Annotated in this window: 13 protein-coding genes and 6 pseudogenes; 9 read left to right on the top strand and 10 right to left on the bottom strand. The window is 29.5% G+C overall.

What is annotated here, in order from left to right; translation table 11 throughout:
• Window positions 1–88: 88 nt before the first annotated feature.
• The 8 genes and pseudogenes from JJC05_RS00370 to JJC05_RS00340 all read right to left on the bottom strand — a co-directional run bounded on the left by JJC05_RS00370 (window position 89) and on the right by JJC05_RS00340 (window position 7,006).
• Window positions 89–907 carry a CbbQ/NirQ/NorQ/GpvN family protein gene (locus JJC05_RS00370; RefSeq protein ID WP_258929333.1) on the bottom strand — a complete coding sequence of 273 codons (819 nt, stop codon included), beginning with the start codon at window positions 905–907 and terminating at the stop codon, window positions 89–91.
• 64 nt (window positions 908–971) lie between these two features.
• On the bottom strand, window positions 972–1,550 hold the full coding sequence (locus JJC05_RS00365; protein WP_105196768.1) for an SCO family protein: 579 nt from the start codon (window positions 1,548–1,550) through the stop codon (window positions 972–974).
• An 11-nt stretch (window positions 1,551–1,561) separates the two neighbouring features.
• Entirely contained in the window at window positions 1,562–2,407 is an 846-nt protein-coding gene (locus JJC05_RS00360; protein WP_235877902.1) for a formylglycine-generating enzyme family protein, read from the bottom strand.
• A 28-nt stretch (window positions 2,408–2,435) separates the two neighbouring features.
• Window positions 2,436–3,873: pseudogene (gene nirK, locus JJC05_RS00355) on the bottom strand (copper-containing nitrite reductase).
• A gap of 32 nt (window positions 3,874–3,905) precedes the next feature.
• On the bottom strand, window positions 3,906–5,162 hold the full coding sequence (locus JJC05_RS00350; protein ID WP_235877900.1) for an alginate export family protein: 1,257 nt from the start codon (window positions 5,160–5,162) through the stop codon (window positions 3,906–3,908).
• Between the two features lie 73 nt (window positions 5,163–5,235).
• Entirely contained in the window at window positions 5,236–6,030 is a 795-nt protein-coding gene (locus tag JJC05_RS18620) for a cbb3-type cytochrome c oxidase subunit I (RefSeq protein WP_374226322.1), read from the bottom strand.
• 20 nt (window positions 6,031–6,050) lie between these two features.
• Window positions 6,051–6,557, bottom strand: a complete 507-nt coding sequence (locus JJC05_RS18615) for a cbb3-type cytochrome c oxidase subunit I (RefSeq protein ID WP_374226321.1) — start codon at window positions 6,555–6,557, stop codon at window positions 6,051–6,053.
• Between the two features lie 14 nt (window positions 6,558–6,571).
• Window positions 6,572–7,006, bottom strand: a complete 435-nt coding sequence (locus JJC05_RS00340) for a c-type cytochrome (protein WP_105196763.1) — start codon at window positions 7,004–7,006, stop codon at window positions 6,572–6,574.
• Between the two features lie 264 nt (window positions 7,007–7,270).
• On the opposite strand from JJC05_RS00340, the pseudogene JJC05_RS18610 reads away from it, so the two are divergent.
• The 8 genes and pseudogenes from JJC05_RS18610 to JJC05_RS00310 all read left to right on the top strand — a co-directional run.
• Window positions 7,271–7,369 (top strand): annotated as a pseudogene (locus tag JJC05_RS18610) (DUF542 domain-containing protein); the annotation flags it as partial.
• Window positions 7,370–7,423: 54 nt separating this feature from the next.
• Window positions 7,424–7,651 carry a hypothetical protein gene (locus tag JJC05_RS16260; protein WP_258929332.1) on the top strand — a complete coding sequence of 76 codons (228 nt, stop codon included), beginning with the start codon at window positions 7,424–7,426 and terminating at the stop codon, window positions 7,649–7,651.
• 182 nt (window positions 7,652–7,833) lie between these two features.
• Complete coding sequence (locus JJC05_RS17805) at window positions 7,834–8,856, top strand: OstA-like protein (RefSeq protein WP_309597379.1); 1,023 nt, start codon at window positions 7,834–7,836, stop codon at window positions 8,854–8,856.
• A 49-nt stretch (window positions 8,857–8,905) separates the two neighbouring features.
• Window positions 8,906–9,532 carry a hypothetical protein gene (locus tag JJC05_RS17800; RefSeq protein WP_309597378.1) on the top strand — a complete coding sequence of 209 codons (627 nt, stop codon included), beginning with the start codon at window positions 8,906–8,908 and terminating at the stop codon, window positions 9,530–9,532.
• 55 nt (window positions 9,533–9,587) lie between these two features.
• Window positions 9,588–10,779: pseudogene (locus JJC05_RS00325) on the top strand (aspartate aminotransferase family protein).
• Window positions 10,780–10,885: 106 nt separating this feature from the next.
• Window positions 10,886–12,284 (top strand): annotated as a pseudogene (locus JJC05_RS00320) (tetratricopeptide repeat protein).
• 12 nt (window positions 12,285–12,296) lie between these two features.
• Complete coding sequence (locus tag JJC05_RS00315; protein ID WP_105197140.1) at window positions 12,297–13,034, top strand: shikimate dehydrogenase family protein; 738 nt, start codon at window positions 12,297–12,299, stop codon at window positions 13,032–13,034.
• 115 nt (window positions 13,035–13,149) lie between these two features.
• Window positions 13,150–13,707 carry a DUF4494 domain-containing protein gene (locus JJC05_RS00310; protein WP_088395115.1) on the top strand — a complete coding sequence of 186 codons (558 nt, stop codon included), beginning with the start codon at window positions 13,150–13,152 and terminating at the stop codon, window positions 13,705–13,707.
• Between the two features lie 217 nt (window positions 13,708–13,924).
• Here JJC05_RS00310 and capA read toward each other — a convergent pair.
• Both capA and JJC05_RS00300 read right to left on the bottom strand, forming a co-directional pair.
• Window positions 13,925–14,962 (bottom strand): annotated as a pseudogene (gene capA, locus JJC05_RS00305) (cysteate synthase).
• A 49-nt stretch (window positions 14,963–15,011) separates the two neighbouring features.
• Window positions 15,012–17,069 (bottom strand): annotated as a pseudogene (locus JJC05_RS00300) (S9 family peptidase).
• Window positions 17,070–17,149: 80 nt separating this feature from the next.
• Here JJC05_RS00300 and JJC05_RS00295 point away from each other — a divergent pair.
• Window positions 17,150–17,497: a YbaB/EbfC family nucleoid-associated protein gene (locus JJC05_RS00295; protein WP_235877898.1), complete on the top strand. Its 348-nt coding sequence runs from the start codon at window positions 17,150–17,152 to the stop codon at window positions 17,495–17,497.
• Window positions 17,498–17,599 lie beyond the last annotated feature (102 nt).

Below are 17,599 nucleotides of genomic sequence, written 5' to 3'. Positions count from 1 at the left end.
TAGTATTGGATTCTAAAGATTTTTTTTTGATTTTTTTAAATACTTTGCTACCAATCCAAATACTATTTCATCTAAATCTAATCCCATATTATATCATTAAATCACACAAATCTTTTAAGGATTGAATAGTTTGTAAATCGTCTGTTAATGGTTCTACTACAGCGGTGTGCATAGATAACCTTTTAGGTAATCCTGTCTGAATAAGTTTGGCTGCATTAATGAGTAATCTTGTTGAAACGGTTTCTGTTAAACCAAGTTCTGTTAGGTTTCTAATTTTGTTGCCAATGGTTACTATTTTTTTAGCAAGATCAGTATTAATTCCTGTTTCCATAGTAATAATTTCTGTTTCAATCTTGCTCTCGGGATATTGAAAAGATAAAGCAATAAAACGTTGTTTAGTGGAAGGTTTTAGTTCTTTAAATCCTCTTTGATAGCTCGGGTTAAAGGAAGCAACAAGCATAAAGTTATCATCTGCTTTATAAGTTTGGCCTAATTTATCTATAAAAAGTTCTCTTCTGTGATCAGTTAATGAATGTATGGCAACTATAACATCTGGTCGTGCTTCAGCAATTTCATCTAAATATAATAGGTAGCCCTTTTTTAAAGCGGTAGTAAGAGGACCATCTATCCAGACGGTTTCGGCTCCTTTAATAATAAACCGACCTATTAAGTCTGTTGAAGAGGTTTCTTCATGACAACTAACAGTTAAGAGCTTTTTTTTAAGTTTATGAGCCATATATTCTACAAATCTAGATTTTCCTGTACCAGTAGGTCCTTTAAGTAAAATAGGAATTTTATTTTCGTAAGCATGAGTAAAAATCTCTTCTTCTTTAGCTAGTGTAAAATAATAGGGTTTTAAATTTTCCATAATAGTAATAAAATGAAGTAAACGGAATCTTATCTCCAATTTGTAAAATAAGGTATGAGCGTATGTAGTGAATATAAAGATTCCGTTTGGTTGTTTTTGGAAATTAATTTTTTAAGGTTTCAACAATTTTATTTATTGTTTTTTCATTATTTACTCCTAATCCTTCTTGTTGATGAACAAGTTCGCCCTCTTTATTAAAAACACTAATAATGTTTGAGTGCGAAAAATCCATAGGAGAAATTTTTTTGTATTTAACAGCAAGAACATTAGCAAATTCTTGAATAGTATTGATATTTCCTTGTAAGAAAGTCCAGTGTGAGGCATCCATGAGGTTGTCTTTTGCAAACTTTTTTAATCTTTTTGGTGTATCTGTTTCTGGGTCTATACTTATTAGAACAAAATTTAAATGGGTTAATTCATTTTTAGGCATTTTTGACTCAATGTTGCGCATATCAGCTACTAATCTAGGACAAGCCGCTTTACAACTGGTATAAATCATAACCATAACTATTACTTTTCCTTTTAAATCTTTAAGCTGAATAGTTTTATTATCTTGAGTTTTCCATTGGCTAGTTAGATTAAAGATGGATTCTTCTGATATTGAATTGTTTTCGTTTTTTATTTCTGTTTTTTTACATCCAAGAAATGAGAGAAAACTTATTATGAATATTAACTTTTTCATTTTCTTAATTTTTAATTTTTAAATTTTAAAGAATCTTTTACACATCTAAATCCAAGATTTTGTATGGCATAACGAGCTTTTACGCTACTTCTAAAAGCGTATCGCATAAAGGCTGCATAATTCATTAAGTCTGATGCGTTTAATGAACCACTACCACAAAATAAGTTTTTATCGGTGTTAACATCATTTCTGGATTCTCCCGTTAGAAGAATAGAACTAAAATCAGAGGTCCATTCCCAAACTAGTCCGTGTAAATCGTATACACCATAGTAATTTTTAAATGTTTTTCCTACTTCATTATTAAATGCTTGGGGCTTTTCATACCAATCTAAAATTAATTGATTGTATGATTTTTGTTTTCGTGCATCAGGTAGTTTATCATTTGCCATAGCTACGTATTCCCATTCATCAACTGTTGCTAAACGTTTACCTTGACATTGGCAATAAGCATTTGCAGCATACCAGGAAACATTCGTAACAGGATAATTTGATTTCTTTTTATCTTCAATTTCCGTATTTGATTTCCAATTTTTTAGATAATTATCGTCAGCAAAAATTTTTTTAACGTTTAATTTTTGCCATTTTTTATTTGTTTTTACAAAGGATAAAAAATCTTTATTAGTTACGGGATAGACATCCATATAAAAATGGGTAACATTAACTTCTGTATTACTTTTGCCATAAAGAGGTATATAGGATCCTCCTTTTATGTATACCATCGGAGTTTCTACTCCAAAAGACTTGTCTTTTAGAGTAGAAAAAGATGGTTTGTTTATATTTCTATTGGTTTTTAAGTCTGTCTTTTTTTGACAGGAAATGAAAAGAATTAAGATTAAAAGGAAATATAAACGTTGCATTAGAATTAATAATTAAAGTATTAGAATATTATTTTTTAGAACGAACAGCAGCAACCATAGCGGGTGTAACTTCTTTTTAGTATTTCCCCACTGGCTATATACATACGTAAGTACGTTGGCTACTTCTTCATTAGTAAGAGCTTGAGCAGTCATTACACTATTAAATTTTTTACCATTTACTAGTATTTCACCTGTTTTACCTTTTAAAATAATCTCAATGGCTCTGTTAATATCGGCATTTAAGAAATCGGATTTAGCAAGGGGAGGAAAAGTATTAGGTAATCCTTCTCCATTAGCTTGATGACACGCAAAGCAGGTTTTTCCATAAATTGATTTACCATCATTAATACGTTCTACAAGTGTTATAGCTTTTGTAGGTTTTATTATTTTATCATTAGGCATAGACTGAATGGTACCGCCTTCAGGAAGATAGACTTGATCGTATTGAGTTCCAGAATAAATTTTTTTATTGTCTTCACCAGTAACATTAATCATGCCTAGACTGCCTTTATTAAAGGTTCTAAATATAGAGTGATCTACTAAAATTAAAGTACACGGGATTTCTACTTTAAAATCGACTATGGCAGCTCCACCAGCAGGTACTAATGTAGTTTGCACATCATGATTAATTGTTTTTCCACCTTCAATATGTACATTATCAAAAATTTCACCTATTACATGGAATGAAGAAACTAGATTAGGTCCACCGTTACCTACAAATAGTCGAATTCTTTCTCCTACTTTAGCCGTTAAAGCATTATCACCTATTAGAGAACCAGTTCTTCCATTAAATACAACATAATCAGGTTCTTCTTTAATTGCTTTTCCCATATCAAAAGGTTGTAATCCTTTTTCACCATTGGCTCCTTTTGTATAAAAGTCACCTTGCATTACGTAGTATTCTTTATCAACTGGAGGTAAACCACCTTCTGGCTCAACAAGTATTAAACCATACATTCCGTTTGCTATGTGCATACCAACAGGGGCAGTGGCACAATGATATACATATAAACCTTGATTTAATACTTTAAATGAAAATGTTACTTCATGTCCGGGCGCTACAAAGGAAGATTTAGCTCCACCGCCTGGTCCTGTTACAGCATGTAAATCTATATTATGAGGAAGCTTATTGTTAGGGTGATTTTTTAAATGAAATTCTACTTCATCTCCAATTCTAGTTCTAATAAAGCTTCCAGTACAGATCCTCCATAAGTCCAGTACATATATTTTACACCATCTGCCATTTCTCCTTCTTTTTCAATAATTTCCATATTCACAATAAGTTTTTTGGCAGGTCTGTCTCCTATAGGTTTGGGTACTAATGGGGGAGCCGTTAATTCTGCTTGAATTGGATCGCCTTCTACTTCAATAGAGATTGGGTCAATAGAGTATGAATCTGATTCTTTTTTGCACCCAATGAATAATAAGCTGACTAAAGAGGCCGAGAACATTATACGCTTAATCATAATCTAAATTTTAAAATGTTATTGTATTTGTGTTAGGGATAATTTTTTGAAGTTGAATTAAATAGATTGGGATTTATTTTTACAGCTAAAAAAAACCAGTTATTGCCATTATTCTTATTACCTGCTTTTAGAATTTCCATAGATTTTGTAGCAAACATTTGCGAAAAACCTCCGTCTATAGTTACATTTTCAAATAATTTATAAGAAGCTGTAAAATCAATTTCAGTACCTAAATAAGGATCTTTCTTTTCTCCTAATTGATAAATATTAGCACTTGATAAAAAATAATGGGGAGAAAAACGTACTGAAAATTTATCTTTTTCATATTGAAAATTTAAATATAAATCTGTAAGTCCTACATTATTAAGATGATTTCCTACATAAAAATAATCCATATATCCATTAAATTTATGATTTGTACCATATAATGGATTAAATGATTTTATATCAGAGCTGGTATCGTCTTGATTTTTACCTGATAAATATTCAAAACCTAAACCAGCTAAAAATGATTGAATAAATTTGTAATTTAGGTTTGCAGAAAAGTAACTAGACATTATATGATTTGTATTAATCTTTCCCGTTTGAAAATAAGTAGCGCCATCAATACTCAAATGGTCTTTTTTAAATATAAATCTAGGTCCAAATGTTTGACTATAATCTATTTTTTCTTCTCCATTGATCCAATAAGGCATGCCGTTATTTAATATTAATAAACTTAAATTTAAATTATTAAAAGTACCATTATACCAAGCATATTGGAGAGATTTATATTGTGAAGGAATATAGTTTTCTTTAAAATTACTTTCTTTATTTGCATTATATGCAATACCTAAATGTATTATTTGTTTAGTGGTAGGAGTTATTTTAAAGAGAAGGGCATCATGACTTTTAGCTTGCATTGTCCAATCTATACTACCAAAAATTCTATGGTCATCATAAGCTATTTCTTGTCTTCCTAATTTAAATGAGAGCTTTTCACTTAATTTTATCTCGCCATAAGCTTCATGAAAATTTATACCCGTGTCACTTTTTGAATTAGTTAAGACATCTCCCCAAGTTCTAACATTTTGAGGCGAAGCAACTAATTTTATATGATTGTAATTATAATCAAAAATAATACGAGTTCTTTGCGAAATAAAAGAAGCGGCTTTTTCATTATAAGGTTTTAGTGTAGCATAACCATTCCTATTTTCTAATCGTGCTCTTAAATCAGCGTTAACATTAAATTGTTGGGAAAAAACCAAAGAAGAGAACAGTCCCGCAATCGTTAAATATACAGGTTTCATACTATTTAAATTTAATTAGTTAATTAATGATTTTTACTATTGTCAATGTTTTATAAACTATTTGTTTATTGATTTATGCTTCATCGTTTGTTTTACCATGTTTAATGAAATCATAGATATAGAATGATATTCCTATGGTAAATAATGTTGCGCATAGTAACAATACGATGAAATGAATACTTATTTCATTTTGAACTGCCATAAATTCCATTTTGAATTTTCTTTCAAGATATACTTGAGCTACTCCAGCTACTCCAAAAGCGGTTGTCATACCTAACATTCCAATATTAGATAACCAAAAAGCCATTCTACCTATAACAGAATCGTATCTTTTTCTTCCTGTAAGATTAGGCATTGCATAACTAATAATGGCTAGTACAATCATGGCGTAAGCTCCCCAAAAAGCTAAATGTCCGTGCATTGCAGTAACTAAAGTTCCATGTGTATATACATTGGTTTGAGGTAAGGTATGAGCAAATCCTAATAAGCCAGCACCTATAAAAGAAACAATTGATGATCCTAATGTCCAATATAAAGCCAATTTATTAGGATGTCTTTTTTCTCCTTTTCTATACATATTTACAGCAAAAAGAGCCATACCCAAGAATGCTAGAGGTTCCAAAGCAGAAAAGATACCACCTATAATTAACCAAATTTTGTTTACACCTATATAATAATAATGATGACCTGTACCAAGAATACCTGATAAAAATGTTAGACCTACAATTACGTATAACCATTTTTCAATAACTTCACGATCAACACCCGTTAATTTTATTAATAAAAAGGATAGTATACCTCCCATAATTAACTCCCAAACACCTTCTACCCATAAATGTACTACCCACCAACGAAAAAATGAATCCATTACTTGGCTATCAAACCAAATCATACCGGTAAGTATAATAATGCAGCAAATAATAATCCCATAGATAATACTAAAGCAGTTGTTGTTTTTCTTTCTGCTTTAAATAATGTGCTTACTATTAATCCTAAAAATAAGAGCACATTTATAACCACTAAATAATCTAATTCTCTTGGGATCTCTAAAAATTTTCTGCCTTCCCAATGATTAAAATGATAGCCTATAACAGCTACAACACCTACAATAGCTAATGAAATTAATTGTACATAAGCTAATTTTACATTAACTAATTCTCGTTGAGCTTCTTCTGGAATAATATAATAAGCAGCTCCCATAAAGCCTGTTAATAACCAAACTACTAATAAATTAGTGTGTACAGCTCTGGCAGTATTAAAGGGAATTATATCATGTAATCCATCTAATCCAATTCGAGCAAAACCCATGATAAAACCATAAATTATTTGGAGTGCTAGTAATAGCATACATAGGGCAAAAAACCAATAAGCTACTTTTTGTGATTTATATTTCATTTTAACTATTTTTATTAATTATTAATTTTTGATAGGGGAGAAACCACTTTATCAAATCCATTTAAATCAATACCTCCAATCCATTTAAGATAAGCTACCATAGCATCAGCGTCTTCAGAACTCATTTTATAAGCTACCATTTTTCTTTTGTTAGGAGCCCAAGGAATAGGAGACATTAAGACTGCTTTTACATAATTTTCACCTCGTCTATCAATAACCTTTGTTAATTCTGGAGCATAATAAGCTCCTTCGCCTAAAATCGTATGACATCCCATACAATTATTAGATTCCCAAATTTCTTTACCACGTATTACTTTTGAATCAATTTTAGTGTAATTTGTTTGATCATTTTTTGGAGAAAATGAATAAATCGTTAATCCGATAAAAATTAGAAACGTTACTAATGTACCTCCTAAAAAAAACATTCTTGCCTGCGATTTAGATAGCATAACTATTCTTTTTAAAAATTATTACTAATGAGATATTTTTGTCTTATTTAAATAACAAATTTCATTAACATTTCATTAACCTTATATGATATTTGTCATACTAAAGCTTTTTTAGTAAAGGTTTAATTCTATATGATTCTAATCATAAAAAGAAAAATAGTTAGCAAGTAATTTAGTACAGCTAATTACAAAAGTTACAAAATGAATACAATAGAAAATAAATTAATAGGAGAGTATGTGGCAGATGACTAGAGAACGACTCAAGTTTTTTCAAAATATGGAATAGATTTTTGTTGTAAAGGAAATAGAACCATTACAGAGGTATGCCATACAATAGGTATTCATGAAGAGATAATAATAGCTGAATTAAAATCTTTTGATACTAATTTAAATCCAAATTTAAATAATTTCAAAGCAATGTCTTTAGATGCACTAATTGATTATATTGTAACAAGACATTATACTTATATAAAAGAAAAAATTCCAATTATAAAACAGTTTCTTAATAAAATTTGTGAAGTTCATGGAACTAAAAACCCTGAACTTATAGAAATAAGAAAACTTTTTATAGCAAGTGCAAATTATTTAGTTCAATATATTAATAAAGAAGAATTAATTCTTTTTCCCATATCAAAACAATGGTAAATAATATAAAAATTTCTACACCAATGTATAGATAAACCTTTCTAGAAGGCTGTTACGAAATTATATTATAAAGATTTTAAACGTTCAGCTAAGAAAAGCTTAAAAATAAATACCATCTTAAATTTTATGATTATATTATTACTCAAATGGTCATAATTAATTAATTTTGGCAGAAAAAAATTTTGAACTCTATACTATCCAAAATATTTATTGTAATTGCTTTTTTAAATATTCAAATTACAACTGCTCAAATTAGTAGTCCTATAGAAACTTTACCACTAGAAACGGGTAAACAAATTATAATTGAAGGAGCTGACTTTTTAGATAAATCCGAAACAGAAGTACCGGGAGCAATCGTTTTTACAGGAAATGTTCGTATTTTACACCAAGGAGTTCGTATGTCTTGTAATAAAGCATACCATTTTACAAAACAAAATTATGTAAAAGCTTTTGGAAACGTTAATTTAGTACAAGGAGATACGCTTACTATGTCTAGTCGTTACGCCGAATATAATGGAAATACTAAATTTGCTTTTGCAACGGGAAATGTGGTTATGACAGATCCTAAGATGACTGTAACGACAGATACTATTAATTTTGATCGTAAAAGTCAACAAGCCTATTACAATACCTATGGTACAATTCGAGATGCCGAAAACACACTTACAAGTAAATCAGGACGCTATCATTTAAATCAAAAAAAATTTGAATTTAAAACAGCTGTTACCGTAAATAATCCAACACATACCATTCGTACTAATCATCTTGATTATTATACTAATTCAGGTCATGCTTATGTTTTTGGACCATCAACTATTGCATCTGCTAATAATACAATTTATACGACCAAAGGTTTTTATGATACCAAAAAAGATGAAGGAAAATTACAACGAGGATCTAAAATAAAGTATAGAGATCGAATAATTGAAGGAGAAGATTTGTATTATGATCGGAAAAATGATTTTGCACGCGCTCGTAATAATGTTAAAGTAACGGATACAATTAATAAAACAATAATAAAAGGACATTATGCAGAAGTATATAAGAAAAAAGACTCTATGTACATTACCAAAAAAGCATTAGTATCAGGTCTTTTTGAAAAAGATTCTGTTTGGTTTCATGCAAAACGAATAGTCGTTACTGGAAAAACTAAAAATCGAATCATAAGAGGCTATAATAATGCTCGTTTCTTTAAAAAGATATGAGTGGTAAATGTGATTCTATTCATTTTAATGAAAAAAAGGGATTACACAAATGATTGGAAAACCTATATTTTGGAATGGAAAAAAACAACTTACGGGTGATCTTATACATCTCATTTCAGATACAATTGCTAAAAAAGTAGATTCTTTAAAAGTATTTAACAATGCCTTTATTATTTCAAAAGACACCATTGGTGATGGATTTAATCAAGTAAAAGGAGTTAACCTATATGGTAAATTTATAAATAACAAGTTAAAAGAAGTTGATTTGATTAAAAATACAGAAGTTATTTACTATGTACGTAATGATAAGCAAGAATTAGTAGGTATAAACAAAAACGTAAGTAGTAAAATAAATATGTTAATGGGAGAAGGGAATACTATAGATAGTATTACCTTTTTTACAAAACCAGATGGGGAAATTTATCCAGAAGATGAACTTTCTGAAAATGATAGAAAATTAAAAGGTTTTATTTGGCGAGAAAACGAACAAATTTTAAAATTAGAAGATATTTTTCCAAAAGAAGAACTAGAACTAGATACAAAAGCTAAAGCAGAAGTTAAGAAAAAACTACAAGAACCTAATACGCCATTAGCTCCTACTAAAGAAACATTAGAGTTTGATAAAAATAACAAAGAAAAAAAGGAACGAAAAAATCAAATACTAAAAAATAATTGACTTTAATTGAAATGTATTTATTTGATTTTTATTTTAAAATATTTAGATTACGCACATGTTAAAAGATTTCTATAAATACCAAGCACAAACTTCTCCATATCCATTAGCAATGGAAGTATCTCATGCTATAGGCTCTTATATATATGATACCAAAGGGAAAAAATATCTTGATTTTGTAGCTGGAGTTTCAGCTTGCACTTTAGGACATCAGCATCCAAGAGTTAAACAAGCTGTTATAGATCAAATGGATAAATACGCACACGTGATGGTTTATGGTGAATATGCACAAGATCCAGCGATAGAATTTTGTAAATTACTTGCTCAAAATATGCCTCCTCAATTAAATAAAACGTATTTGGTAAATTCAGGAACGGAAGCAACAGAAGGAGCGTTAAAATTAGCTAGAAGAGTAACAGGACGTAGTCAATTAATTTCCTGTTATAATGCCTATCATGGAAATACTATGGGATCTATGAGTGTTATGGGATTTGAAGAACGTAAACAAGCTTTTCGTCCATTAATTCCAGATGTAGATTTTATAACATTCAATAATGAAGAAGATTTACAAAAAATAACAACTCGAACAGCAGGTATTATATTAGAAACAATTCAAGGAGGTGCAGGGTTTATACAACCTCAAAACGATTTTTTTAAAAAAAGTAAGACAACGTTGTAATGAAGTTGGTGCTCTTATGATTTTAGACGAAATTCAACCTGGTTTTGGACGTACAGGTAAGTTATTTGGTTTTATGAATTATGATATTATTCCCGATATTGTTGTAATGGGGAAGGGGATGGGAGGCGGAATGCCTGTTGGTGCCTTTACCGCCAATGAACAACACATGGATTTATTAATTCAAAATCCAAAATTAGGACATATTACCACTTTTGGAGGACATCCTGTAATTGCAGCAGCCAGTTTAGCCACATTAAAAGAGTTATTAGAAACAAATTTAATGCCTCAATGCTTGGAAAAGGAACAATTATTTCGTAACTTGTTAGTACATCCCTTAATAAAGGAAATTCGTGGCGAAGGATTAATGCTTGCTATTATGACAGATAGTCCCGAAATTACAAATCAAGTTATTTTGAAATGCCAAGAAAAAGGATTGATACTTTTTTGGTTATTATTTGAAGGAAATGCAATACGCATAACACCGCCTCTGACATTATCAGATGAAGAAATAAAAGAGGGATGCAGTATTATTATTGAGGCAATGAATGAAATAGCAATCCCAAAACAATAATTAAAAACAAACCCATTTTGTTTGCTAAATCGTTCAAAAAAATATTATTTAATTTATTATAAACAGCCACTTTACTATTTTTAGTAAGGATATAAAACTTAGGAGTATGTATTTGAGTCACGATGAAGAAGATTACAGTTTATCCTTATCAAAATTTGAATCCATGTTAAAAACCAATAAGGTTTTATTTTTTGATTCAGAAGAATTTGAGGATATCATCCTCCATTATATGGATATAGGCAAAACTAGTTTAGCTAAAAAAGCACTAAAACTAGGACTAGAACAACACCCTAAATCATTTGGATTAAAATTAGTTCAAGTTGAAATGCTCATTTTTGAAGACAAACTAGAACAGGCCGAAAAACTTCTTAATGACTTATACGCCATAGAACCCACAAACGAAGAAATCTTTATACAAAAAGCCAATATTTGCTCTAAAAGAGATGATCATAAACAAGCTGTTGAATTTCTTAAAATAGCTTTGCAGTATACAGATGACTACGCAGATGTGCATAACCTCTTAGGGATGGAATATTTGTTTATGGATGAACTAGAACAAGCAAAAAAACATTTTATTGCTTGTTTAGAAGAAGAACCAGAAGAACAATCAGGACTCTATAATGTCATTTATTGTTTTGAATTTTTAGAACAATATCCTGAAGCCATTTCATTTTTAAAAAACTATATTGACCTTAATCCATATAGTGAAATTGCTTGGCATCAATTAGGACGACTAAACTTTAGTATACAACAATATCAAGAGGCCTACATAGCCTTTGATTATGCAAGTCTAATTGACGACCGATTCATGGGCGCATTTATGGAAAAAGCTAAAGCACTCGAACATTTAGAACGCTATGAAGAAGCTATTTGGAATTACCAAGAAACCATTCGACTAGAAGACCCCACATCGTATGCTTTATTACGAATAGGTAAATGCTTTGAAAAAAATGGGCAATGAATCTGAAGCTTTAAACTATTACAACAAAACAGTTCATGAAGATCCTCTTTTAGACAAAGGATGGATTGCTATAACCGATTTTTATATACGTCAAAAAAACTTTCAAAAAGCACTCTATTATGTAAATAAAGCAATCGGTATAGATGCTGAAAATTCTTTATATTGGAAACGATATGCTACAATAAATAAAGAGCTCGAATTATTTGAGGAAGCACAAGAAGGATATCAAAAAGCTGTAGAATTAGGAGATAACGAATTAGAAACCATCTTATTTTGGTCTGATACACAACTTTTTATAGGAGAATATCAAGCCTCTATTGAAACCTTAATTAAAGCAAACCTTCTTTTTGCAGATCATTACCAAATAGAATATAGATTAGCAGGTTTGTATTACACAACTCATAATCTAACAAAAGGATTGTATCATTTAACCAATGCCTTACATCATAACTCTAAAATGCTTTCGATACTAGAAGATTTATTTCCTTCAGTATTTAATCTAGAAATCGTTCAAAACACAATTAAAAAATATAATGATTTGTAAACAGTAAAGCGAATGAAAAAATTAGGATTACTTGGTAAAAATATTTCATACTCTTTTTCTAGAAACTATTTTACAAATAAATTTAAAAAAGAATCTTTGGCCTCTATTTTTTCATATAACAATTATGATATTCAAAAAATAGATGAATTTAAAAGTATAATCAATAAAGAACCTAATTTAATAGGTTTAAATGTTACAATACCTTATAAAGAAGAAATTATTCCTTATTTAGACGAGCTTTCAGAAACGGCAAAATACATTGGAGCGGTTAATACTATTAAAATTACAACAGATAAAAAATTAATTGGAGATAATACTGATTTTTATGGTTTTCAAAAATCACTTAGTCCATTGCTTCTTAATCATCATAAAAAAGCATTAATATTAGGTACTGGAGGAGCATCTAAAGCAGTTGCTTATGCTTTAAAAAATTTAGGAATTAATTTTTTATTTGTATCAAGAAAGCCATCTATTAATACAATTACCTATAATGATTTAGAGGCTACTATTTTAGCAGAATATACTATAATTATTAATTGCACTCCATTAGGTACCGCGCCTAATATTCAAAATAGTCCTTCAATTCCCTATGAGTTTATAACATCTAATCATTTAGTGTACGACTTAATATATAATCCAGAAAAAACAACTTTCCTTATAAAAGCTGAAAAAAGAGGAGCTATCATTAAAAATGGTTACGAAATGTTAGTATTGCAAGCTGAAAAAGCTTGGGAAATTTGGAATAAATAAAAAAGAAATATTTAATTTTTAAAAATTCTTTATGGAATAGGAATATATATCTTTCCAAACTTCTTATAATTTAAAATTAAAAAAGTACATTTGCCCCCTTAAAATATGAAATTATATGAGTGCAACTTGGTATGAATGCAAAGTTAAATTTAGAAAAACAGATGAAAATGGTGTACAAAAAGTTACAACAGAACCTTATCTAGTAGACGCACTATCTTATACCGAAGCTGAGTCTAGAATTACACAAGAAATGATGTCTTATCTTAGTGAAGAATTTAAAATAACAAATATTAAAGTAGCAAACTATGCCGAAATTCATCCTTTTGAAAATACAGACAGATGGTTTCGTTCTAAAGTCTCTTTAATTGCTTATGATGAAGAAAGCGGTAAAGAAAGAAAAACCAATTTATACTTACTAATACAAGCAAATGATGTGCGTGAAGCTTATGATAATACAGAAATAGCAATGAGAAATACAATGGGTGATTATACCATTCCAGCTATTTCAGAATCCCCTATAATTGACGTTTTTCCTTATTTTAGCGGCGATGAAAATGATTTAGAAGAAATAGAAAAGTTTAATAAATTAAAAGCATCTAAATTAGAAGTTACCCCTGAAATTACAGATCACATGGAATTTGAAAATGAAATTATAACAGAATATCAAGAATAATTTACTTTTAAAAAATCATTTATAAGTTTTCCTTTTATTCTTGTGAGTTATAATAGTATAAATTCTATTAAATAATTATAAACAATTTTATCTGCTTTGCTTTAAATTAAGGTAAAGCAAAGCAGATAAAAAAACTAGTTATCTTCATAACGTATTAATTAGTTCTTTAGGAATAGAAATACTACATTTAGGTAGGAGTTATTTATGAATAACCCTTTTATTTAATAAATTCTACCTTTTGATCTTCTGCATTTACACTATCAAAAAAGCCCTGAGAACGCATCCATTCATCATTGTATACTTTACTCATATAACGAGATCCATGATCAGGTAATATAGCTACTACGACACTATCTTTATTAAATTCACCCTCTTCATCATATAATCTAATAGCTTCTAAAACGGCTCCAGAAGTATAACCTGCAAAAATACCTTCTGTTTTTGCTAATTTTCTAGACATGTGAGCACTTTCCTCATCTGTAACTTTAATAAAACGATCTATGATATCAAAATCAGTAGCAGTAGGAATCAAATTTTTACCTAATCCTTCTATTTGATAAGGATAAATTTCATCTGAGTCAAACTCTTTTGTTTCATGGTATTTTTTTAATACAGAGCCGTAAGCATCTACTCCTAAAATTCGAATAGTAGGATTTTTTTCTTTTAAAAATTTTGCTGTACCAGATAATGTACCTCCTGTTCCTGAACAAGCAATAATATGAGTTACTTGGCCATTTGTTTGCTCCCAAATTTCAGGACCTGTAGTTTTATAATGCGCTTCAACATTTAATTCATTAAAATATTGATTAATATAAATAGATCCTTTTGTTTCTTCATGTAAGCGTTTTGCTACATTATAGTAAGAACGTTCATCGTCTGCAGAAACGTGTGCTGGACAGACATAGACTTTTGCGCCCATACTTTTAAGCATATCAATTTTATCAGGTGAAGATTTTGAGCTAACTGCCAAAACACAATTATAACCTTTTATAATACTTACCATAGCAAGACTAAAACCAGTATTACCAGAAGTGGTTTCAACTATTGTGTCTCCCCGGCTTTAAAATTCCTCTACGTTCAGCTTCTTCAATGATGTATAAAGCAATTCTATCTTTTGTAGAATGACCGGATTAAAAGCTTCTACTTTAGCATAAAAATTTCCCTTAAAGAAATTCGTTATCTTATTTAATTTAATTAAAGGCGTGTTTCCTATTAATTCTAAAATAGAGCTGTAAGCCTTAATTTCTGTCTTCATACAGTTTATTAATTTTTTCTGGATAATGAATTACAAAGCTATTAATTTTTTATCGTTTGATTCCTTCTAGTTGAAACAAAAACGAAAATTCTTTAGCAATTTCTTTTAAAGCTTCAAATCTCCCCGAAGCGCCACCATGTCCTGTATCCATATTAGTTTCTAAAAGTAATAAATTTTTATCAGTTTTTGTTGCACGTAATTTAGCAACCCATTTAGCAGGTTCCCAATATTGAACTTGCGAATCATGTAAACCTGTTGTGACTAGCATATTAGGATATTCTTTTGCCTCTACGTTGTCATAAGGTGAATAAGATTTCATATAATCATAATATATTTTATCATTTGGATTACCCCATTCATCATATTCACCCGTAGTTAAAGGAATAGAATCGTCTAACATAGTAGTTACTACATCTACAAATGGTACAGCTGAAATGATCCCATTATACAATTCAGGATTCATATTAATAATTGCTCCCATTAGCAAACCTCCTGCAGATCCTCCTTCAGCATATAAATGTTTTGTTGAAGTATATTTATTTTCAATCAAATATCTTGAACAATCTATAAAATCTGTAAAAGTATTTTTCTTTTTTAATAATTTTCCATCCTCATACCAAGGGCGACCTAAATCCTCTCCTCCACGAATATGAGCTATTGCATAAATAAATCCACGATCTAACAAACTTAAACGGGTTGTTGAAAAAGTACAATCCATTGAATAACCATAAGAACCATAAGCATATTGTAATAATGGATTTTTACCATTAAAATCCAGTCCTTTTTGTATACTAATGAAATAGGGACTTTTACACCATCACGAGCTGTTGCCCACACTCTTTTTCTTCATAATTATTTTTATCAAACGCCCCCCTAAGACCTCTTGTTCTTTTTTAATTTCTTTTGCTTGTGTACGCATATTAAAATCAATTATTGAAGAAGGTGTTTTTAATGATTGATAACCATATCGTAAAATTTCTGTATCAAAATCAACATTGGTAGCTGTATAAGCAGTATAAGTTTCACTATCAAAAGGAAGATAATACTCTCCATCTCCGCTCCATGGCATAATACGCAATTGTGTTAAACCATTAAAACGCTCTTCAACTACTAAGTAATCCTTAAAAATTTCAATATCTTCTAATAAAACATCTTTACGGTGTGGCAAAACATCTACCCAATTTTCTTTTGAAGTAGTTGTTTCTAATGTTTTCATTAATTTAAAATTAATTGCTTTATCCTTGTTGGTCAATATATAAAAATAATCTCCAAAATGAGAAATAGAATATTCCAAACCGCGTATACGCTCTTGAAAAATGATAAAAGATTCGTCAGGTGTATTAGCATTTAAATATCGATACTCAGTAGTCATAGTACTTTGAGAACCAATTACTAAATATTTTTTCGATTTTTCTTTATAAATATATAGGCTAAAAGTTTCATCTTTTTCCTCAAAAACTAAAACATCTTCCGAAACATCTGTTCCTATTTTATGTTTATAAACTTTATTAGAACGAAGCGTTATAGGATCTTTAGTAGTATAAAAAATAGTTTGGTTATCATTAGCCCAAACAGATCCACCTGTACAATTTTCTATTTTATCAGTTAAAATTTCGTTAGTCTCTAAATTCTTAATTTGAATAGTATAAATACGACGACTTACCGTATCTACCCCAAAACTAGCAAATTTATTATTAGGGCTAACACTTACACCTCCTAGCTGAAAATAAGAAAAACTTTTTGCCATTTCATTACAATTAAAAAGAATTTCCTCTACAGCTTCTAAGCTTTCTTTTCTACGAGAATAAATAGGGTAATCTCCTCCTTTTTCAAAACGTGTAATATACCAATACCCATTATAAAAATACGGTACAGATGATTCATCTTCTTTTATGCGCAACTTCATTTCCTCAAATAATTCATTTTGAAAATCTTTTGTATGCGCAGTCATTTTTTCATAATAGGCATTTTCAGCATTCAAATAATCAATTACTTCTTGATTTTCGCGATTATTTAACCAAAAATAATCATCTATACGCACATCATCATGAATTTCTAATTTTCGTGGTATAATTTTAGCCACAGGAGGTATAATGGTATCTGACATTTTATTATTTTTTGAATTGCAAATTTACACTTTCATAAATGAAATTAGTAAATTTGTGACGAAATTAAAACTAAAAAAATATGTTTGGAGATATTATGGGTATGATGGGGAAATTAAAAGAAACCCAACAAAAAATAGAAGAAACTAAAAAACGTTTAGATACCGTTTTAGTAGATGAAAAAAGTACCGATGGATTATTAGAAGTGACTTTAACAGCTAATCGTCAAATAAGAAGTATCAATATAAATGATCAATTGTTAGAAGATAAAGAACAGTTAGAAGATTATCTAGTAATGATATTAAACAAAGCTATTGAAAAAGCAACAGCTATAAACGAAGCAGAATTAGGTGCGGTTGCAAAAAGTGGCATGCCAAATATTCCGGTATGGATGGATTATTTTAACAAAACCTTTAGAATCCTTTTTTAGTCTAAAAATATTTCTAACTAATTAAAAAATATTAGATTAAAAAAGGTTTTATTTTTTATTTAATTTTGATTTTATTAACTTGGGCAAATATTATTAACTGTA

This window comes from Flavobacterium davisii, from assembly GCF_019565505.1.
Taxonomy (GTDB): Bacteria; Bacteroidota; Bacteroidia; order Flavobacteriales; family Flavobacteriaceae; genus Flavobacterium; species Flavobacterium davisii.
This window is presented reverse-complemented; position numbering and strand designations above follow the sequence as displayed.